Source organism: Streptomyces sp. NPDC092952 (assembly GCF_044754785.1).
In the GTDB taxonomy this organism is placed as follows: Bacteria; Actinomycetota; Actinomycetes; order Streptomycetales; family Streptomycetaceae; genus Streptomyces.
This window is the reverse complement of record NZ_JBIVPT010000003.1, coordinates 65,607-85,271: the sequence shown is the minus strand read 5'-3', so window position 1 is coordinate 85,271 and position 19,665 is coordinate 65,607. Positions and strand designations below refer to the sequence as shown.

Genomic DNA, 19,665 nt, shown 5'->3' with positions numbered 1-19,665 from the left:
CGCTCGGGGACGGATGGTTCACGACGGCGGGGACGTGGTGTTCCGGCTCGGGGTGCCCGACGTTCCCGTCGGGCTCTCGCTGCTGCTGGGCACGCGCGTGGGCGGGCTCGTGCTCGGCGGAGCGGTCCGGCCCGTCCCGGTCCGGGGCGGCCCGGTGGTCTCCGGGGCGGCGGGCGAGGACGTCGACGGCGTGGGCATCGAGGGCGACGGGGACGGCGAGGGCGTGGTGGCCGGCACGGTCCTGCCCGGACCGCTCGGCAGCAGCGGGACCACCGCCGCCCCCGTACCCGACAGGGCCAGGCAGGCCCCGACGGCCAGCCCCACCATCCGGCGCCGCCGCACCCGGTCACCGCGCGCGGTGATGTACGAGACCGGCGCCGACCGCGCACGGGACTGCCCGGCCTCGGCGGCCTCCTTGAACAAGGACCTCAGCGGGTCGTGGGGATCAGACACAGGGCCCCTCCTCGGTACGCGGATCGTGCAGACGGTGCGAGAGCGAGGCCCGGCCCCGGGCCAGATGCGTCTTGACGGTGCTGGCCGCCAGGCCGGTCTCCGAGGCGATCTGCTCGACGGTCAGATCGCAGACGTAGTGCAGCGCCAGCGTCCGGCGCTGCTTGGGCGGCAGCCCCCGCAACGCCTCCACCAGCGCCACCGACTCCGGCCCCGGCGGCTCCGCGTGCGGCGGCGCCCCCCGGCGCGTCCACGCCTCGGCCGCCCGCCGCCGCCCCCGCCACCGGCTCACCGCCAGCCGCCACGCGACCGTACGGATCCACGCCTCCGGCTGCCCGTCACGATCGAGCTGGCGCCGCCGGCTCCACCCCTTGACGAAGGCCTCCTGCACCACGTCCTGCGCCTCGTGCTGATCGCCGAGCATCACGAACAACTGCCCGGTCAGCCGGGCAGCCGTCTGCGCGTAGAACTCTTCGAACTCCTCGACGGTCAACGATCACAACTCCTGGCTCTCCCGGATCTCACCCCGCATACGCCCGGCCCCCACCATCCGGACGACACGGATCCGGAGAAAACCGGGTGACCGTGGTCACACCGTGCGGGGCGGAGACGGGAACGGCCCCAGGCAGCGTAGGTGCTGACCTGGGGCCGTGCGGTGGGCCGGGCGGGGCTCGCGTCCCGGGGCGGCGGTCCGGTGCTCACCGTCCCCGCCGTGCCGTGCGGCCGGCTCCCCGGGCGTGCCGGCGGTGGCCGGCACCACCGGGGAGCCGCCGTCTCACCGGGCGTGCGCGCGGTTGACGGCGGAGGTGACGGCGTTCAGCCGGGCGGTCTCCCCGGAGTCGGCGATCGCGGCGCCGTACCAGACCGTGCCCGCCACATCGATCTGCGCGTAGGCGGCGTACCGGGTGCCGAGGTGGTCGTCGATGACGTGTCCGGTGACCTCGGAGACCCGCACGGCCGGACCCGTCCCGGAGAGGGCGTCGGCGTACGCGGCCGGGGCGTCGGCTCCCGAGCCGGTCAGCCGCTCCTCGCGGCCGTCCCGCCGGACGACCAGCGCCTCGACGCGCGCCGAGTCCCCCTCGGCGGCCGCCCGGAGCGGCGGGTGCCGCTCAGTGGCGGTACTTCTTCACCGACGGGTCCTTCGCCGTCGCGTCCGCCGCCCGCTGTATCGCGGTGATCGCCTCGGCGGGCCGGAGGCGGCCGGTCATCATCTCGCCGATCAGCCCGGCGATCTTCTCCCGGTTGAGGCTCTGGTACCAGTCGGTGCGCGGGGCGACGGTGTTGTGGCCCGCCGCCTTCAGGGCCGCGGCCGCGGAGGTGAGCCCCGAGGGGAGGTCCAGGCCGTCGGAGGCGCCCCGTATCGTCGTCAGGCTCGACGACGCCAGGGTGAACTGCTGGGCGACCTTCTTGCTGAGCATCCTGCGCAGCAACTCCATCCCGCCCCGGGGGTTCCTGGCGTCCCGGGGCACGATGAACGCCTCGCCCACCTGGGCCCAGAGCGTTTCGAAGGGCATCGCATCCGAGCGGTCGAGGCCGGACGGCGGCGACATCGTCATCTCGAAACCGGGCGGTGTGGTGGCCTTCGCCTCGGTCTCCACCCAGGTGCCGTTGGGGAGGAACAGCGCCTTGCCCTTGGTCCAGGCGGTCTGTGACTGGATGTGGTTGAGGGACGAGGTGCCCTGGAGCAGATAGCCCTTGGCGGCCAGCTCGTGGTAGGCCTCGAACGCCTGCTTGACGGCGGGGTGGTGCCAGGCGTTCGGCTCCAGGTTGTCCATCGCCGTCAGTACGTCCGCCCCGCCGATCTTCGCGATGAAGGGGTACAGGGTCCACTGGAGGTAGTACGGGTACGTGCCCGCGTACGTCCACCCCGCGATGCCCGCCCGCTTCGCCTCCGCGCACAGGCCCAGCATCGCGTCCCAGGTCCTCGGGTACTCCCAGCCGTGCTTGTCCATCAGGGACTTGGAGTACCAGACGCCGAACACGGTGTACGCGTAGTTCAGCGCCCAGACCTCCTCGCCGCCGAACCTGCCCTTCTCCGCGACGCCCGGGATCAGGGTGTCGCGCACGGGCACGGCCGGGTCGTCGCAGGAGGGCGCGTCGAGCAGCGTCCGCAGGTCCGTCAACTGGCCGCGGTCCGCCAGCGCCGCGGTCGGCAACGAGCGGGCGCCGGTGTTGTCGACCAGGTCCGGAGGCGTCCCGCCGACGAACCGGGCCTGGAGCCGGGCCTGCAGATCCGTGGTGGCGACGTGTGTGAGGTCCGTCCCGGGATATGCCTTCCGGTAGTCGGCCTCGGCCTTCTTGACGTAGTCGACGCCCAGGCCGCCGTCGAAGACGACGACCTCCAGCGGGGCCGAGCGGCTGACACCGAGCGGATTGCTGGACTCCGCCATGCCCGCGCCGGCCACGCCCGACTGCCTCGGCCGGCTCCCGGAGGCGGCGCAGGAGCTGAGCGCGGCCGTCGCGGGCGCGGCCAGCAGGCCGACCGCGACGGCGCGTTTGATCAGCTCCCGCCGGTTCATTTCTGGTACGGACCCCATGGTCGTCGTCTCGCCTTCTTCGAGTCGGGTCGAGCGGGACTTTCGACCCCATTTGGACAGCCCTTAGGCTAGCCGTCGGCAGTGGGCGGTTTTCCATAATCGGGCCAGAGCGGAGAAGGGGCGGCAGGAGCGCCTTCCGGTCTGGTGAAAGCTGCTTTGAGCTGGGTGTTCGTGCGATGGTCCAGCGGATTTCCGGTGGGGCGGAAGTTCTCTTGACGAGTGATGCATATGTTTCTTCCGCATGTATTCAATATTCAGTGTGCGGGCTCGTTGACGCTGTCACCGATATGCGTAACGCTGCTTCTCCGAATTTCCACACCCCTGATTTCGAAGGTGGTTGTTCGAATGGACGCCGGCGCGTTCCAGGCCCACACGTTCAAGGTCGACGAAACCGGAAACAGACTGCCGTACCTCCTGCACCTCCCCGAGGGCTACCGGGGCGGCGGGGACGAGCAGTGGCCACTGGTGCTCTTTCTGCACGGGGCCTCCGAGCGGGGCGACGATCCGGCCGTACTGGCCACCCAGGGGCTCCCGAAACGAGTGGCCGACGGCATCCCGGTGCCCTTCGTCCTGCTCGCCCCGCAGTGTCCCGCGTACAGCACCTGGACGTTGGAGCTGTCGGGTGTGTACGCGCTGCTGGAAGAGGTGTCCGCGCGGTACCGCATCGACCGCGACCGCACCTGTGTGACCGGTCTCAGCATGGGAGGCACGGGCTCCTGGGCGATGGCCACGCGCTACCCCGGGCGCTTCGCGGCCGTCGCGCCCGTCTGCGGCTCCTGGCTCCCCGAGGCCGCACCGCGGATCGACCGCCTGCCGGTGTGGACCTTCCACGGCGCCGACGACCTGAACATTCCCGTCGGGCACACCGACAAGGTGGTCGACGCCCTCAGGGAGCGCGGCAGTTCGGTGCGGTTCACCCGCTACGACCACGTCGGCCATGACTCCTGGACCCGGGCCTACGCCGATCCGGAGCTCTACACCTGGCTGCTCGCCCAGCGCCGCGGCGTCGCGCGGGCCGGCTGAGGAGCGGGAAGCGGGAAGCGGCGGGAGCGGGTCCGGTGCGGTGGCCCTCCGGAGGAACCGGAGGGCCACCGCGTTCGCGTGGGCCCGACCCCGCTCAGGCCGGGTTCGCCCCTGCCCGCGCCAGCCGGGCGCGCAGTTCCGCGTTCTCCCGCTCCAGCGCGCTCATCCGCTCCCGGACCGGGGCCAGCGCGTCGTCCAGTTCGCGTTCGCTGAAGCGCGGTGTGATGTGGCGGGGGCAGTTCCAGTCGTACCCCTCGATCTCGATGACGACCAGGCGCTCGACCCGCCCCTCGGTGCGGGGCGATTCGAGCCGTGCGAACAGTTCGGGCTGGTCGGCGGCGGGGACGATGCGCGCGTGCCCGAACATCTTGAGCCGGGTCTGCCGCGCGTGGTCGAGGAAGAACAACGCGACCCGGTCGTCGCTCCGCAGGTTGCCGGTGGTGATGAACTGGCGGTTCCCGCCGACGTCCGCGTACGCGATCCGGGCTTCGTCCAGTACATGCACGAAGCCCGGGGGGCCACCCCTGAACTGCACGTACGGCCAGCCGGTCTCGCCGACGGTGGCGAGCAGGAATCCGTCCAGGCTCCGGATGAACGAGGCCTCCGCCCCGGTGAGCGGCTCCGGCCGGTCGCCCGGTTCGCGCAGTCTGCGGCCCGCCGCGATGCCGCTGCCCATCTCGTGCTGGACCTCGCGGACGGTCGGGGTGTAGGCGAGGTGTGCGTAGCGGCTCACGCGGCCTCACCGAGCATCCCGGTCCGTACGGCCATCACTCCGGCCTGGAAGCGGCTCCCGGCCGCCAGGTTCTGCATGATCGCCGCGACATGGCGGCGGAAGGTGCGTTCCGAGAGGCCGACCCGGCGGGCGATGACCTCGTCCTTGACGCCCAGTGCCAGGAGCTCCACGATCGTGGCCCGCAGCTCGCCGAGGGTTCCGGCATACCCGCTCGTTCCCTGTTCGAGAGGGAACGCGGACTGCCAGGCCAGGTCGTGGAGCGAACCGAGGAACATCGCGACGCTCGGCTCGTAGATGATGGTGACCGCGCTGCCCGCACCGCCCGGATCGTTGCCGTCGTCGACCGTGACGAAGGCCGTCCTGCGGTCGAAGACCAGGAAACGCGCGTGCAGGTCGCGCGAGGTGCGCACCTGGCCGCCGGCCTCGGTGAGCCGCAGGGTGTACGACCGGGTGGCGGCGTCGCCGCGCGCCGTGTGCGGGTACAGCACGCGCCCCTGGACGCCGCGCCGCAGCGCCTCGGCGAACAGCGGCCGGGCCTGCACGAGTTCGGGGGGCTCCTGGGTGACGCAGGGCTGCATCAGCAGCATTTCCGACGCGCAGTTCTGGGCGGCCTCCCGCAGTCGCAGCGCGATCTCGCGACGATCGTCGGTGACGACCACGGACTCGCGGTGCTGGCGGTTGTCGTCGAAGACCTTCATGAAGGAGAGGAGCTGCCCCTTCACCCCGGCCAGGCGGCGGCGGTGGTCGTGGATGGCGCTCTCCAGCGGCAGCAGCAGCTCCAGTTGGGCGGCCTCCGGGCTCACCGCGACCAGTTCGCGGTCCGAGCCGTCCACCCCCTTGAGCAGGCGCAGCCCGCGCAGTGTGTTCAGCGCCTGCTCGACGCTGTGGGTGGAGGCGTCCAGTTCGGCGGCGAGGAGCCCGGGGGTGACATGGTCGTGGCCCAGTGCGCGTTCGTAGACGAGAAGGGCGAATTCGTCGACGCCCGATTCGGGGTGGGAGTGGGGGTGCGCGGTGCCTGTGGAGTACGTGGTGCGGGCGCGTGTGCTGCGGACCGCGGTTTCCATGGTCAGCTCCTTCGCTCTTCGGCCGCGTCCAGCTCCGTGCCGGTGCCGCTCTTGCCCTTGTCGCCGCCGGCCACACGCAGTTGCCGGATGGCCGGGACCGCGAGCAGGAGCCCCGCGCAGACCAGTCCGAGCACCGTGGCCAGCACCATCAGCGTGCGCTGCCCGGTCAGCGAGGCCAGCGGACCGGCCAGCGAGCGGCCCAGGGCCATCGAGGTCAGGGACCCGGCGACGTCGTACGCGTACACCCGGTTGAGCAGATCGGCGGGGATCTGGGTCTGCACGGTGGTGGCCCAGATGACCGACCAGTACGCCAGACCCGCGCCGGCCAGGGCCCAGCCCACCGACAGCACGACGACGCCCGGTCCGAGCGCGGGCACGATCGGGTACAGGGCGAAGAGCGCCCAGCCCGCGGAGCCGGCGGCCAGCGGCCGTTCGCTGCGCACCTTGATGGCGACGAAGCCGCCGAGCACCCCGCCCGCGCCGAAGGCGGCCATGCCGATGCCGAGCGCGGTGGACCCCAGGTCGTTCACGACGAGATCGGCGCCGACCGGCAGCGAGACACCGGCCACGAAGCACCCGTACAGGAGGAAGATCGAGATGACCCCCCACAGCCAGGGGCGCGCCTTGAACTCGTGCCACCCGGTGGCCAGTTGCCGCAGGAACGAGTCGGACTCCGCGTCGTCGGCGGCGGCGGTGTCCAGGCGCAGGGCGAAGAGGCACGCGGCGCTGAGCGCGTACGTCGCCGCGTAGATGCCGAAGACGGTGGCCGGGCCGGAGAAGCTGACCAGGAGTCCGGCGAGCGCCGGACCGAGGACACCGGCCGCCGACTCCGCGACCCTGAGCACCCCGTTGGCCCGCTGCACGTCGTCGGCGACCTGCGGCACCATGCTCGCCACACCGGGCTGGAACAGCGCGGTGGCCGCCCCGCTGATGAACTGGAGGACGACGACGCCGATCAGCGAGGTCGTACCCGTGGCGAACATCACCGCCATGCCCGCCTGGATCGCCAGCCGGGCCAGGTCGGCGAGGACCATCATCCGGCGCGGGGTGAACCGGTCGGCGAGCACTCCGCCGAAGAGCATGCACAGGGCGAGCGCGGCCATCCAGGCACCGAGCGCGTACCCGACGCCCGAGGTGCCGTACCCGGCGTCGATCAGCCCGACGGAGAGGGCCACGGGCAGCATCGCGTCGCCCAGCAGGGAGCCGGTGCGTGCGCCGAAGTAGAGGCGGAAGTTGCCCGTCCACACGGATGTCGTGGGCCCGGTCTCCGGGTCGGTCCCGGTCGTGGCGCTCATGCGGTCCCACGTCCTTCGGAGCGCCCGGAGGCTTCGGCGACGACGGGCAGCGCGGCCCACGCCGCGGGATCGTCGAGTAGGTCGGCGGGCGGGCCGGCGGGGTGCACCAGGTAGCGGTGCGGAGCGATCGCGGTGATCCGGCCCGGCAGCGCCACCAGGGTGCGCTCATGGACGGATTCCGGGGCGGCGGGCGCGACCAGGTGGCAGGTCAGCCGGTGCCCGAGCAGTTCGTCGGGCTCGATGGTGACCAGGTGCGGCGCGTCCCCCATGACCTCGGAGAGCAGCTCCCGCACCGCGTCCGGCTCGATCCAGGAACGGTCGCTCAGATGCCACCCCGCACCCCGGTCCACCGGGGCCAGGGTGGTGAGCGACGGGATGGCGTCCAGCGGGAGTTCGGCCCCGGCGGCGGCCGCGAGGAGCTGCAGCAGGGACCGGCCGAACTCCTCCGCCTCGCTCTTGTCCAGGACGTAGGGGTCGATCCAGAGGGTCAGCTCGAACTCGGCGTCCAGCTGGTATAGGCAGACGAAGAAGCGGCAGGGGATGTCCTCGGCGGGCAGCCAGCTCATCTCCCCGCCCAGCTCGGGGCTCTCCTGGACCGGGGGCCGGTGGCCGGGAATCCAGACCCCGGGCAGCCGCCCGAGCGCGGACGGGTCGGGCGAGTCCGCCGCGGAGGCCAGCGCGCTCATGTCGTTGAAGACCAGGTCGCGGGCGAAGCTGATGCCGCGCCGCGCGCTCACCCCGTTGATGACCTGCCAGACGGCGTTGGGGTCGAACCAGCTGTGCCGGTAGGCCGGGAGACCCGCGGAACGGACCTGGCGGACCACGTCGTCGAAGGTGGTGAGCCCGGTCGTGTCGACCGGCAGCAGCGCGTCCTGCGCCAGCGAGCCGAAGAACCCGTGCAGTTTGCGGACCACCCGGTTGCCGGAGAGCGAGGTGGTGACCACGGTCTCGTTGCGGGTGCGGTGTCCGATGAGCGCCGCGAGCGCCGCGAGCACCACCGCGGAGGTGCTCGCGCCGGTGCGTTCCGCGACGGTCTCCAGATGGGCGGCGGCGGTGCGCGAGCGGATGTTCAGCCCGGGGTGCAGCCAGTCGTTCTTCGCGGGGGTGGTGTGCGGGAGCGTGAACACCGCCTGCGGCACCCGGTCGATCTGCGACTCCCAGTAACGTACGGCCGCCTGGCCGAGCCGCTCGATGGAGGGCGTCCGTTCCAGGTCCACGACGTCGACGGGCTCCAGCGCGGGCGCCGGGGGAAGCGACTCGCCGGCCGACAGGGCGTGCCACTCCGCGTGCAGGATCTCGCAGGCCGCCACGTCCATCGCGGCGTGCGAGACCACCCAGACCAGATGGCGCGGTGCGCCGTCCGAGGTGATCACCGCGGCCCTGAAGGGAAGTTCCGCACTCAGGTCGAAGGGCTTGGAGCGCAGTCGGCGCGCGGTGAGGTCGGCGGTCTCCAGCGGGTCGGGACCGCCGTCGACGACCTCGACGTCCAGGTTGCCGTCGCCGGTCACCCGCTGTTCGACGGGGGCGGTCGTCCGGTAGGTGGTGCGCAGCGACTCGTGGCGTACGAGCAGCGTGTGTATCTGCTCGGCCACCCGGTCGATTCCGCCGTCGGCCGGGGCACCGAAGACCATGGCCAGGTTGAGCCGGGTCGGGTCGTCGTCGATGGTGATGGCCCGCAGGATGTTGGCGTGCCCGAACGAGAGTGGTCCGGTGCGCTGCGGAAGACCTGTGAAAGCCACTGTGAAACAAGACAAAGGGGACACCTCGGTTAGGGGAGGGGTGCGAACGCGGTGGGGCGGGGTGCGTCAGCCGGAGGACAGGGAACAGAGCGCCACCGACGCCCCGGTGGGCGGATGCGCCGGTTCGGCCGCGCGCATCTTCGCCAGGAGCGCGTCGGGGCCCTCGGCGGCCACCCGGTCGAGCACCTCGCGTCCGTTCCAGCCGCACCGGCCGGCGAGTCGGTGGGCCCCCTCGGAGAGCAGGCAGACGCGGCGGACCTCCGAGACGGGCAGGCTCCCCGCGAGCGGCCGGCCGGGATAGCGGCTGTGCAGCATCTCGTTGACCGTCAGGTTGGGGAACTGGATGAGCGCGGCCGTCCCGCCCCGCAGGAGCAGGTCGACCTTGCCCTCGCGGGTGCGGGCCACGGCAACGCAGAGCGCGGAGGGGTAGTCCGCCTCCGCCCCGCCGAGCGCCTCGCCCAGCAGCGTGTCCAGAGGCGCGTCGGGGCACTCGATCAGCCCGGCGGCCAGCCGGGCGCAGACCTCCGACACGGGCGGTCGCGTGCCGGGTCGCAGTGGGCCGGCCGCATTGACCAGGACGGCGAAGCGGCTGCCCGCGATGACGACGTCCTCGTTTCCGCGGGGGGCGTCCCCGGGGTGTGTGGCACTGTTGATCTCCACGGTTCTCCTTCGGTGGAGTGTGACTGATCTGCGTGCGACGGAACGATGCGAAGCCGAATGGTCTGCACCATTCCCGAGCAGCGTACGGAGGACGCCTCGCCGCGTGGCCAGAACGGGGCCATAGCCGCGACGGCTACGACCCACCCTTGTGCGGAACCGGAAGAACCCGTGTTGACCTGGGACGACGAACCCCCGGCGGAAGGCTCTCCAGCCGGGGGCGGCAGAACGCGCAGCGTCTCTGCCGGTAGGGCAGGACCGGGACGGCCCCGACCGGAGGCCCGGCCGGGGACCGACGGGCCTTCACCCGCGGCCGGTAGGGGCCCTCAGGTCCCGGAAGCCCGCCAGGTGCATCTCGCGGAAGAGCAGCAGCGCCCGGCGCCAGTGCCCGAAGGAGCGGCTCCGGTCGCCCAGCGCCCGGTACGCGCCGCCGAGCACCAGATGGCTGCGCGCCTCGCCGGGCCGGTGCCCGGTCTCCCGGTGCAGGGCGAGCGCCTGCCCGGCGTCGTCCAGTGCCCGCGTCGCTTCACCGCGCACCACCCGCACCTGGGCCAGTACGTTGAGCGCCGAGGCTCCCAGCAGGTGGAACTCGGCCTCCTGGGCCAGGGTCAGGGCCTTGTGGGCGATGGTGTACCCCTCCTCGGGGGCGCCCAGCCTCAGCCGGATCGTGGCCAGCCCGATCAGCGCGGACACCTGGGGGTAGCGGTCGTCGACCACCTCCGCCAGATTCAGCGCCGACCGGTAGCTGGCCGAGGCCGCCTCCAGGTCCCCGGCCCGCTCCTGCGCCACACCCATGGAGAAGTGCGCGTTGGACTCCAGCCGCCTGTTGCGCATGGACTGCGCCGAGGCCAGCGCCGAGCGCGCCAGGCCGGCCCCCGACACGTGGTCGCCCAGATCCGCGTGGGCCGAGGCCAGACAGCTCAACGCCACCGTCTCGCTCGCCTTGTTGCCGCTGAGGGTGTGCACGTGCAGGGCCTCGTTCATGACGTGGATCGCGTCCAGCGGGCGGCCCATGGCGCGGTAGACGATCCCGAGGTTGGTGCGCGAGATGGCCTCGCCGCTCAGCGCGCCCAGGTCCCGGAAGATCCGGGCGGCCTGCGTGTAATGGGTGACGGCCTCCCGCAGCCGCCCCAGCTTCCAGCCGATCAGCCCCAGGTGCATCAGGTCGTCGGCCGCACCCGCTCCCCCGGTCTGCCCGGACAGCCCCCGCGCCCGCAGGAACAGCCCGGAAGCCGTACGCATCGCGCCGTTCTCCTGGTGCGCGGATCCGATCCGGCGCAGCGCGGCGGCCTGCCCGTCGGCCCAGTCCGCCTCGGTGGCCAGCCGCAGCGCGTCCGCGTACTGGTCCTGGGCCAGCGCGTTGTGGCCCTGCGCCCAGTGGCAGTCGGCGATCCGCAGCCGGGCCGTCGACCGGGCCCTCAGGTCGCCGTCCGCGGTCGCCGCGGCGAGCCCGGCCTCCGCCGTCGCCAGGCACTCGGTGGTGTACGTGCCCTGGGCGAGGAAGCCGTACAGCGCCTCCGCCAGCCGCCAGGCGGTCCGGTTCTCTCCGGCCTCCGCCGCGAACAGCACCGCGCCGATCAGGTTCTCGCGCTCGCTCTCCAGCCACTCCGTGGCCCGGGTGGCGTCGGCCACGGCCGCCTCCGCGGCGGGCTGCTCCCCGGTACGCGGCCGCAGCAGGGGGTCCTCCGGGTACAGGACCGACGCGGCCTCCTCCGCACCCCGCGTGTACCAGTCGAGCAGCCGCCGCCGCGCACCGCACTCGTCCGCCGCGACCAGCTCACGGGCGTACAGGCGCAGCAGGTCGTGCATGCCGAACCGCCCGGCGCCCGGCTGCTGGACCAGGTGGGCGTGGGCCAGTGTCCGCAGCAGCCGCTCGGCCTCGCCCGGGTCCCCGTCGATCAGCGCCGCCGCGCCGGCCACGGTGATGTCGGGCCCGGGAGCGAGTCCGAGCAGCCGGAACATGCGCCGGGCGGGCTCGGACAGTGCCTCGTACGAGAGGTGGAAGGCGGACCGGACCGCGGACCGTTCGTCGCCCTCGACCTGGAGCCTGCTGAGCGGATTGCCGCCCACGAGCTCCGCGCAGTACTCCGCGACCCCGATCGTCCGGTGGGCGATCAGGTTGGCCCCGGCGATCCGGATCGCGAGCGGCAGCCAGCCGCACAGCCTGGCCAGCTCCACCACGGCGTCCGGCTCGACGGCCACCCGGTGCTCGCCGAGGATGCGGGTGAGCAGGGCGTGGGCCTCGCTCAGGTTCAGCACGTCCAGGCTGAGCGGACGGGCCCCGTCGTTGGCGATGAGCCCCGAGAGGTGGGTGCGGCTGGTGATGACGGTCCGGCAGTCGCCGCTGCCCGGCAGCAGAGGACGCACCTGGTCGACCCCGGCGGCGTTGTCCAGCACGATCAGCATCCGGCGGCCCGCGAGCAGGGTGCGCAGCAGCGCGGCCGCCTCGTCCTCGCCGGCCGGGACCTGCCCCGGCAGCACGCCCAGGGCCCGCAGGAAGCGGGCCAGGACGTCCACGGGGCGCAGAGCCGGCAGTAACGAGTGCCCCTGGAGGTTCACGAAGAGCTGCCCGTCGGGGAAGTGGTCGCGGTGGGTGTGGGCCCAGTGCAGCGCGAGGGCCGTCTTGCCGACACCGGGCGGGCCGATCACGGTCACGATCGGGGTGTGCGCGGTCGGGTCGTCGTCCAACAGCGCGTCCAGCTCGTGCATCTGCCGGTCCCGGCCGGTGTGCCAGGAGGTCCCGTAGGGCAGTTGGGCGGGCGGCGCGGTGGCGGGCGGTACGGGGGCGGGCCCGGCGCTCCCGGCCGGCCCCGTGTCCTCGGCGGACGTCGGCGCCTCGGCGGTCCCCGCCTCCTCGGCAGGGGCCCGGACCGCCACGTGCGCCGAGGGGACGACGCGCTCCGGACGGGGCAGCTGCTGGCGCAGGATGCGCAGGTGCGCCTCGCGGATCTCGTCGCTGGGGGAGATGCCGAGCTGGTCGTCGAGCCGGTCCCGGAAGGCGGTGAACACCTTGAGCGCGGAGGCCTGTTCACCGCAGGCCGCGAGCGTGAGCATCAGCCGGGCGTGCACCCCTTCGTGCAGCGGATCGCCGCCCGCCACCGGCCACAGCAGCCGTACGGACTGCTCGGGACGGCCCAGCTCCAGGGCCAGGTCGGCGTGCTGGAGCGCCGCTTCGGTGCGACTCTCCGCGACGACGACGGCGGTCGGATGCTGTTGCAGCGCCGGGTCCATGTCCGCGAACAACGGGCCGCGCCAGCACTGGAGCGCGGCCGTGAGCGAGTCGAAGGCCAGCTCGGGAGAGCCGGTGCCCCGGGACCGCCCCGCGCGGGCCACCAGCTCCTGGAAGCGGCCCAGGTCCGTCTGGCTCTGGTCGACCCGGAGCACGTAACCGCCCGGGACCCGTTCCACCCCGGGGGCCGCCGAGCGCGATCTGTCCGGCGCCAGGCTCTGGCGCACCTGGCTGATGTAGGTGTGGACCAGGCTCTGGTAGGAGCGGGGCGGACCGGCCGGCCACAAGGAGTCCACCAGCTCCTGCTGGGTGACGGGCTGCGGATGCCTGAGCACCAGCAGCCCGATGATCCGCCGCAGCATGGGCCGCGCGATCGGCACCTGGCTCTCGCCCCGCTGCACCGAGAGCGTGCCGAGCACGAGGAACCGCAGCCGCCTGCCGTCCTGCGCCGGGTTCCCCCGTACGGCGGCGTGCAGCGCCGCGGCCTCGGCATCGGTCAGCCCCAGCGCGGTGATCAGCCGTCGCACCGTGCTCAGCTGGGGCTGCTGTACCCGGCCGTTCTCGATGTCGCGCAGCGCCCGCGTACTCATCCCGGCCCTGGCGGCCAGCTCCCGCTGACTCATCAGGGCGCGTTTGCGTACCGACTGGATCCAGCTTCCAGCGGAGCCGGAAATAATTTCCGAGGCTTCCTGCGAAATTCGTTTCTCCGCTGAAAACTGGTCTGTCACAACGTGCCCCTGTTCATGGCTTTCGGCGATTCCGGAGCATTGGTCGGAGCGATATGGGCAAACGGTCGAACCTGTGCCAAATCACCCCGCCGGGGAAATGACTAATGAATGATAGAGGTATTTCCTCTTTTTTTGAACGGCGCCATGTGCGCAAATTGCCCGGACGGGGCGGTGTCGGGTGGCGTCCGGTCCCGGCCAGGCCGCTTTCTGTCGTTGAACGGCCTTCCCGGGCCGCCCTACCTTCGGTGACGACGCGGCACCCCGCGGCGAACGGAGGACAACGGCCCATGGTCAGCGACGTCATCGAGCGCAGTGAACGGTTCCAGGGGATTCTGGGGCGCCTCAGCGCCAAGTCCATCGACGACTACTACAACCCGTACCGGCTCTTCGAGTGGCCCGACCGGCTTCCCGAGGACATGTGGTGGATGAGCCCCGAACTCACCACCACCCATGGAACGGAAGTGGCTCAGCGGCTCGGCCCCGAGCAGGCCCACGCCCTCTCGCGATACGAGAGCATCAACTTCTACAGCCTCAATGTCCACGGCATTCGTGAACTGCTCGTCGAGGTCGTCAACCGTATCCACACCGCAGGATTTGAGGCGCCGTCCGAGTTCTTCCACCATTTCATCGGTGAGGAGAACGAACACATGTGGTTCTTCGCGGAGTTCTGTCTCCGCTACGGGAACGGCAGGATCTACCGCCAGCCGGCCGGTGCCGCCGTCACCCCTGCCGCCTCCGCCGCGGTGGAGAACCTCCTCGTCTTCGCCCGCATCATGATTTTCGAAGAGCTGGTGGACCACTACAACTCCACCATGGCGGCGGACGAGCGCCTGCACGAGACGATCCGCGCCATCAACCGCATCCACCACCAGGACGAGTCCCGGCACATCGCCTTCGGCCGTGAACTGGTCCAGCTGCTCTTCGCGGAGGTACGGAAGACGGCGACCGAGGAGGAGCTGGAGAGCATCTCGTCCTACCTCCAGCGGTACATGACCCATAGTTTCGAATCCCTCTACCACCCGCAGGTCTACCGCGACGCGGGTCTCGACGACCCGCACGGCGTGCGCCGCCAGCTGCTCGCCTCCCCGGCCCGGGCCCGCGCGGAGGAGCAGACCTTCCGCAAGACCGCCAAGTTCCTGCGGAAGACGGGAATCCTGCGATGAACGCGAACCGGCTGACCGGAAGCGGGGGCGAACAGGCCCTGGCCATCCTCGGACCCGGCGCGACCCGGATCGTCGGCGAGCTGGACCGCACCTTCGCGGGCTGGGGGACCGCCGACGGGGCCGGCGAGATCAGCCCGCCGCCGCTGTACCCGGTGACCGACCTGGAGAAGTTCGACGTCTACGCCAACTTTCCCCACCTGGCCTGGGTGGCCGCGCCGCTGGACCTGGAGTCCGGCGGGGCCGAGCCGCTGGACGGAGCCTTCGACCGGACCGGCCTGCGCGGGGGAAGCTACGGGCTGCCGCACGCCACCTGCTACGGCGCCTATCTCTTCCACGAGGGCGACCGGGTCGCCGACGACACCCTGCTGACCCTGGTCAACCGCTGCTTCCGCAACGAGGACCACTACAGCGGACTGCGGCGTCTGGCCAGCTTCCAGATGCGCGAGATCGTCGCCCTGGGCACGTTCGAGCACACCCAGCAGGTCATTGCCCGCTTCACCGAACGCATCGTCCGCTTCTCCGACGCGCTCGGCCTCGGCCTCGCCAAGGAGGCGGCCAGCGACCCCTTCTTCCAGAACGACGGCGCGCGCGCCCTGATGGCCCGGCTCAGCCCGGTCAAGTACGAGTTCCAGTACGGCGACCTGGCCATCGCCTCGGTCAACACCCACCGCAACTTCTTCGGTGAACGCTGCGACATCACCCTCGCCTCCGGCGAGCACGCCTTCACCTCCTGCGTCGCCTTCGGCCTGGAACGCTGGCTGGCCGTGCTCGTCGAGCGCTTCGGCGACGACCTGGACGCCGCGCTGGACGCCGTACGGGCGGCTGCCGCCGATGCCGGCTGACCCGGAACCCGCCCTCGCCACCCTGCCCCGCATCGGCGTCGACATCGTCCCGCTCGCCCGCATCCCCGCCCTGCTCACCCCCGAGTCGGGCCCCGCCATCCACCGCATGGTCACCGACGAGGAACTGGCGCAGGCCCGCCCCGACCCCGACGGCGTACCCGACCCGGCGGCCCTCGCCGGCCGCCTCGCCGCCAAGGAAGCCGTCTTCAAACTGCTCGGCTCCACCGGGCAGCCGCTGCCCTGGCCCGCCATCCAGATTCTCCGCGGCACCGGCGGCCGCCCCTTCGTACGGCTCTCCGGACGGGCCGCCCGCCTCGCCCACGGCGCCGGGCTCGGCCCGGTCGACATCAGCATCAGCCACGACGGCGACTACGCCATCGCCGTCGCCGCGGCCGTGGCCCGGCCCCCCGCACCGCCATCCGAACCCGAACCCGAACCCGAGAGGAATCCCATGAGTTCCGCTTCCGCTTCTCCTGCCACGTCCACCGGTATCGACAAGGTCAGGGACTGGATCCTCGGACGCCACGAGGACCGCACCGAGCTGGCCCCGGACGTCAACATCATCGAGAACCGGCTGGTCGATTCGCTCTCCTTCGTCGAGCTGGTCTACACGATCGAGGACGCCAGCGGCACCGAGATCGACTTCGACGCCATCGACATCGAGGACTTCCAGTCCCTCGACACCATCGAGAAGGCCTTCTTCTCCTGATCACCCGGTCTCCAGGGCCTCCCCGGCCCGGAGCACCCGGTTCTCCCCGACGGTCCCGGCCCCGGCCGCGACCGACCACCCCGAACCCTGAAGAGGCGAATCATGCACGCAGTCTCCTACACGGCCCAGTGGATGGCCGCCGCCCGGGCGCTGGAGTCCGAGCGGGACGACGCCCTGTACCAGGACCCGTTCGCCCGTGACCTCGCGGCGCCCAAGGGCTTCGAGCTCATCGACCGCTACCAGGGCGGCGGTCTGCTGCCGTTCATCTCCATCCGCACCAAGTTCCTCGACGACAGCATCCGCGACACGCTCGCCGAGACCGACATCCAGCAGGTCGTCCTGATCGCCGCGGGCATGGACACCCGGGCCTTCCGGCTGGAGTGGCCCGACGGCGTCGAGGTCTACGAGGTGGACCACGGCCCGCTCATCTCCGAGAAGCGCCGCCGCCTGGAGAAGCTCGGCGCGGAGCCCCGTACGGACCGCCGCGAGGTCTCCGCCGACCTGACCCGGGAATGGCTGCCGGAGCTGGAGGCCGCGGGCTTCGACCGGTCCCGGCCCACCCTGTGGATCGCCGAGGCCCTCACCTTCTTCCTCACCGAGGAGCAGGCGGCCGGACTGCTGGTCCTGCTGGCGTCCGCCTCCGCGCCCGGCAGCCGCCTCTCCTTCGACATCCTCGGCCGCTCCCTGCTGCGCAGCCCCTTCTCCAAGCCCTTCCTGGACACGCTCGCCGCCGACGGCACCCCGTGGATCTTCGGCACCGACCAGCCCGAGGAGTTCGTCGCGGCCAACGGCTGGAAGGTGACGGACCTGCGCGAGCCCGGTGCTCCCGGAGCCGGTGAGGGCCGCTGGCCCTACGAGGTCCAGCCCCGGAGCCGCCGGGGCGCCAATCGACTCTGGCTGATTCGCGCAGAGATCGCAGCCGGCTGATGGGCGGACACACCACCCTGGAGCGCATCGAATCCCATCTCCCCGAACGAAGCGTGCGCATCGAGGAGTTGGGCGAACATCTCGGACTGCGCCGGGCCGAGCTGGGTGTCTTCCGCAAGTTCTACGGACTCGACACGCTCCGGTTCGACCCCGACATCAACCTGTTCGACCTGGTGCGGCCCGCCGCCCGCCGGGCCCTGGACGCCCTGCCCGGGAACGGCAGGCTCGCCTACCTCGTCTACGCCCACACCACCCAGGCGGTCGCCCCGCCCGATGTGGACGTGGCCCAGGTGGTCAGGGACGAACTCGGGCTGGACCGGGAGGGCACCGAGGCGTTCGCCCTCAGCCACCAGGCGTGCGTCTCCAGCCTCGGCGCCATCGACGTGGTCGGCGAGCTGCTGCGCGCGGAGGGCGACGAGCACGCGTACGCCCTGATGGTCACCGGCGAGCGCGCGTACTCGCCGGTCGTCCAGCACATCCCCAACACGGCGATCATGGCCGACGCGGCGGCGGCCTGTCTGGTCACCGTCGACGGACGGGGCGACCGGGTCCACGCGTTTACCACCCGCACGCTCGGCGAGTATGCCGAGTGGCTGGAGCTGACGGCGGAGCAGAACAACGAGTTCGGCCAGCAGTACGGTCCGCGGATCGCCGAAGTGATCAACCAGGCGGTGGCGGAGTCCGGGCTCACCCTGGACGACATCGAGCTGATCATCCCGCACAACGTCAACATGCTCGCCTGGCGCCAGACCATCAAGGCGCTGGAGGTGTCTCCCGAGCGGGTCTTCCTGGAGAACGTCCCCCGCTACAGCCACACCTTCGCGTCCGACGTGTTCGTCAACTACACCACCCTGCGCGAGACGGGCCGGCTCGTCGCGGGGGCCCACTACGTACTGGTCTCGGTCGGCCTCGGCGCGACCTTCGGGGCCATGGTGATCACCCACCGGAAGGAGGGCGGCACGTGAGCGGCACGGAGCCGGTCCGGGCCCGGGTCCTCGCGGCCGTCGAGGCGGCCCTGGAGGACGTACTGGGACGGCAGCTCGGGCCGGTGCCCGAGGACACCGGTCTCTTCGACGATCTGCGGCTGGACTCCTCGTCCGTCCTCGAACTGCTGCTGCTGGTCGAGGACGGCACGGGAGCCGCGGTCGACCCGGAGACCCTGGACATCGACCATCTGCGCACCATCAGGTCCTTCACCGACTACGTGGAAGGCCTGTTGACGGCCGGGCAGGTGGCGGCATGACCCAGCTGACCATGAAAGCGGCCGCCGCGGTCCGCGCACCAGCGGGCACACCCCCCGCCGACCCCACGACGTCCCTGGCGTACTTCCAGGACCTGCTGGACCCGTTCGGCGTCAAGCCGGACGAGGAACTGCTGCGGGCGGGCAGCCAGGTCACCCACCGCCGCCTCGCCGACCTGCTCGCCGACGCCGACGGGGTACGGGAGAGCCGGCCACAGCTGCTCGTGGTCACCCACGCGTTGCCGGACGTGGTCCCGTTCACGGCGGTCGCCCCGCACCTCACCGAACGCCTGGGCGGCGAGGCGGTCAACTTCGCCATCGGCCAGCAGGGGCTGGCCGCCCCGTTCACCGCGCTGCGGATCGCCGCCGCGTACCACAGGGCGGGGCGGGCGGCCGAGGTGGTCGTCGCGGTCCTGGAACAGACCACGCTGCCCACCAGGTTCCCGCTGGTCCACGACACCCCGCTGACCGACACCGCCGCCGCGCTGGTCCTCGGCCCCGGCGGCGACGGCCGGGGACCCGGCCTCACCCGGGTCACCACCGTGCCGACCCCGGCAGCGGCGTGCGCCCGCGAGGGCGATGCGCACGGCACCCTCTTCGTGCTCGGCCCCTGGGCCGCGGACGTGGAGGTACCGCCCGGCGCCGACCTCCACCGCGCCCCGTCCGGCACGTACTGCACCGGCGTCTGGCTGGAGCTGGCCGAGCACTGGCGGCAGTGGTGGGGCACCTACCGCGAGGTGGTCCTCTGCGAGACCGACCCCCGCGACGGGCGTACGCACGTCGCGGTGTTCACGGCCCCCGGCGACGGGGGCGGGTGATGCGGATCGGGGCCGATCTCCTCCACCTCGGCGAACTGGACCGGCTGCTGGGCCGGGACTGGTTCCGCTCCTTCGTCTACGCCCCGCAGGAGCTGGAGACCGCCGGGAGATTCGGCCCCGACCGCGCCCGGGAGTTCCTCGCCGGCCGGTTCGCAGCCAAGGAAGCGGTGCTGAAAGTCCTCGGTACCGGCCTGACCGGTGGAGTACGCCCCGCCCAGGTGGCCGTCCTGCGTGAGGTGAACGGTTCCCCCACCGTCCACCTCACCGGGGCGGCCGCCGCCCGTGCCGCCACCCTGAACCTTCGCGGCATCACCGTCACCATCACCCACAAGCGCGACCTGGTCCTCGCCATCGCCCTCGGGGAAGACGAAACCCCCGGGTCAGGAAGTTCCTGACCCGGGGGTGGGTGGTAGGCCGTGTGGGACTCGAACCCACAACCAACGGATTAAAAGTCCGCTGCTCTGACCAATTGAGCTAACGGCCCCTGCCCGATCACACCTGAGCATAGCCC

Annotated in this window: 19 protein-coding genes and 1 tRNA gene; 9 read left to right on the top strand and 11 right to left on the bottom strand. The window is 71.9% G+C overall.

Annotated elements, in window-relative coordinates; genetic code table 11:
* Positions 1–18: 18 nt before the first annotated feature.
* The 4 genes from ACIQGQ_RS08055 to ngcE all read right to left on the bottom strand — a co-directional run bounded on the left by ACIQGQ_RS08055 (position 19) and on the right by ngcE (position 2,987).
* Positions 19–453, bottom strand: a complete 435-nt coding sequence (locus tag ACIQGQ_RS08055) for a hypothetical protein (RefSeq protein WP_402392172.1) — start codon at positions 451–453, stop codon at positions 19–21.
* Positions 446–943: a SigE family RNA polymerase sigma factor gene (locus ACIQGQ_RS08050; protein ID WP_402392170.1), complete on the bottom strand. Its 498-nt coding sequence runs from the start codon at positions 941–943 to the stop codon at positions 446–448. The genes ACIQGQ_RS08055 and ACIQGQ_RS08050 overlap by 8 nt, the downstream gene beginning before the upstream one ends.
* A 282-nt stretch (positions 944–1,225) precedes the next feature.
* Complete coding sequence (locus ACIQGQ_RS08045) at positions 1,226–1,405, bottom strand: hypothetical protein (RefSeq protein WP_402392167.1); 180 nt, start codon at positions 1,403–1,405, stop codon at positions 1,226–1,228.
* 154 nt (positions 1,406–1,559) lie between these two features.
* Complete coding sequence (gene ngcE / locus ACIQGQ_RS08040) at positions 1,560–2,987, bottom strand: N-acetylglucosamine/diacetylchitobiose ABC transporter substrate-binding protein (protein WP_402392164.1); 1,428 nt, start codon at positions 2,985–2,987, stop codon at positions 1,560–1,562.
* A 345-nt stretch (positions 2,988–3,332) separates the two neighbouring features.
* Here ngcE and ACIQGQ_RS08035 point away from each other — a divergent pair, with 345 nt between their 5' ends.
* Positions 3,333–4,010, top strand: coding sequence for an alpha/beta hydrolase-fold protein (locus ACIQGQ_RS08035; protein ID WP_402392160.1), 678 nt, complete (start codon positions 3,333–3,335; stop codon positions 4,008–4,010).
* Between the two features lie 94 nt (positions 4,011–4,104).
* Here the strand turns inward: ACIQGQ_RS08035 and ACIQGQ_RS08030 are convergent, their stop codons facing one another.
* From ACIQGQ_RS08030 to ACIQGQ_RS08005, 6 genes are all read right to left on the bottom strand, one after another.
* A complete protein-coding gene (locus ACIQGQ_RS08030) occupies positions 4,105–4,743 on the bottom strand; it encodes a pyridoxamine 5'-phosphate oxidase family protein (RefSeq protein WP_402392156.1) in 639 nt (212 codons plus the stop codon).
* The gene (locus ACIQGQ_RS08025) at positions 4,740–5,807 is read right to left on the bottom strand and encodes a LuxR C-terminal-related transcriptional regulator (RefSeq protein ID WP_402392153.1); all 1,068 of its coding nucleotides are present in this window, start codon (positions 5,805–5,807) and stop codon (positions 4,740–4,742) included. Before ACIQGQ_RS08025 ends, ACIQGQ_RS08030 begins: the two co-directional genes overlap by 4 nt.
* Positions 5,808–5,809: 2 nt before the next feature.
* On the bottom strand, positions 5,810–7,102 hold the full coding sequence (locus ACIQGQ_RS08020) for an MFS transporter (protein WP_402392151.1): 1,293 nt from the start codon (positions 7,100–7,102) through the stop codon (positions 5,810–5,812).
* Complete coding sequence (locus ACIQGQ_RS08015) at positions 7,099–8,841, bottom strand: condensation domain-containing protein (protein WP_402392148.1); 1,743 nt, start codon at positions 8,839–8,841, stop codon at positions 7,099–7,101. Before ACIQGQ_RS08015 ends, ACIQGQ_RS08020 begins: the two co-directional genes overlap by 4 nt.
* Before the next feature lie 66 nt (positions 8,842–8,907).
* Positions 8,908–9,501, bottom strand: coding sequence for a hypothetical protein (locus ACIQGQ_RS08010; RefSeq protein WP_402392146.1), 594 nt, complete (start codon positions 9,499–9,501; stop codon positions 8,908–8,910).
* A gap of 300 nt (positions 9,502–9,801) precedes the next feature.
* Positions 9,802–13,455, bottom strand: a complete 3,654-nt coding sequence (locus ACIQGQ_RS08005; RefSeq protein WP_402392143.1) for a BTAD domain-containing putative transcriptional regulator — start codon at positions 13,453–13,455, stop codon at positions 9,802–9,804.
* Positions 13,456–13,742: 287 nt separating this feature from the next.
* Between ACIQGQ_RS08005 and ACIQGQ_RS08000 the strand changes: the two genes are divergently transcribed.
* The 8 genes from ACIQGQ_RS08000 (at position 13,743) to ACIQGQ_RS07965 (ending at position 19,549) form a co-directional block, all read left to right on the top strand.
* Complete coding sequence (locus ACIQGQ_RS08000) at positions 13,743–14,618, top strand: diiron oxygenase (RefSeq protein WP_402392140.1); 876 nt, start codon at positions 13,743–13,745, stop codon at positions 14,616–14,618.
* Positions 14,615–15,460 (top strand): hypothetical protein, encoded by an 846-nt coding sequence (locus ACIQGQ_RS07995; RefSeq protein WP_402392137.1) that lies wholly within the window; start codon positions 14,615–14,617, stop codon positions 15,458–15,460. Before ACIQGQ_RS08000 ends, ACIQGQ_RS07995 begins: the two co-directional genes overlap by 4 nt.
* Positions 15,450–16,169: a 4'-phosphopantetheinyl transferase superfamily protein gene (locus ACIQGQ_RS07990; protein WP_402392134.1), complete on the top strand. Its 720-nt coding sequence runs from the start codon at positions 15,450–15,452 to the stop codon at positions 16,167–16,169. The genes ACIQGQ_RS07995 and ACIQGQ_RS07990 overlap by 11 nt, the downstream gene beginning before the upstream one ends.
* Positions 16,170–16,271: 102 nt before the next feature.
* Positions 16,272–17,096: a class I SAM-dependent methyltransferase gene (locus ACIQGQ_RS07985; RefSeq protein ID WP_402392131.1), complete on the top strand. Its 825-nt coding sequence runs from the start codon at positions 16,272–16,274 to the stop codon at positions 17,094–17,096.
* Complete coding sequence (locus ACIQGQ_RS07980) at positions 17,096–18,061, top strand: 3-oxoacyl-[acyl-carrier-protein] synthase III C-terminal domain-containing protein (protein ID WP_402392128.1); 966 nt, start codon at positions 17,096–17,098, stop codon at positions 18,059–18,061. The genes ACIQGQ_RS07985 and ACIQGQ_RS07980 overlap by 1 nt, the downstream gene beginning before the upstream one ends.
* Entirely contained in the window at positions 18,058–18,339 is a 282-nt protein-coding gene (locus tag ACIQGQ_RS07975) for a phosphopantetheine-binding protein (protein ID WP_402392125.1), read from the top strand. The genes ACIQGQ_RS07980 and ACIQGQ_RS07975 overlap by 4 nt, the downstream gene beginning before the upstream one ends.
* Positions 18,336–19,154 carry a hypothetical protein gene (locus ACIQGQ_RS07970; RefSeq protein ID WP_402392123.1) on the top strand — a complete coding sequence of 273 codons (819 nt, stop codon included), beginning with the start codon at positions 18,336–18,338 and terminating at the stop codon, positions 19,152–19,154. Before ACIQGQ_RS07975 ends, ACIQGQ_RS07970 begins: the two co-directional genes overlap by 4 nt.
* A complete protein-coding gene (locus tag ACIQGQ_RS07965; protein WP_402392120.1) occupies positions 19,154–19,549 on the top strand; it encodes a holo-ACP synthase in 396 nt (131 codons plus the stop codon). The genes ACIQGQ_RS07970 and ACIQGQ_RS07965 overlap by 1 nt, the downstream gene beginning before the upstream one ends.
* A gap of 12 nt (positions 19,550–19,561) precedes the next feature.
* On the opposite strand, the gene ACIQGQ_RS07960 is transcribed toward ACIQGQ_RS07965, so the two are convergent.
* Positions 19,562–19,638 (bottom strand) — tRNA-Lys (locus ACIQGQ_RS07960).
* Between the last annotated feature and the right edge of the window lie 27 nt (positions 19,639–19,665).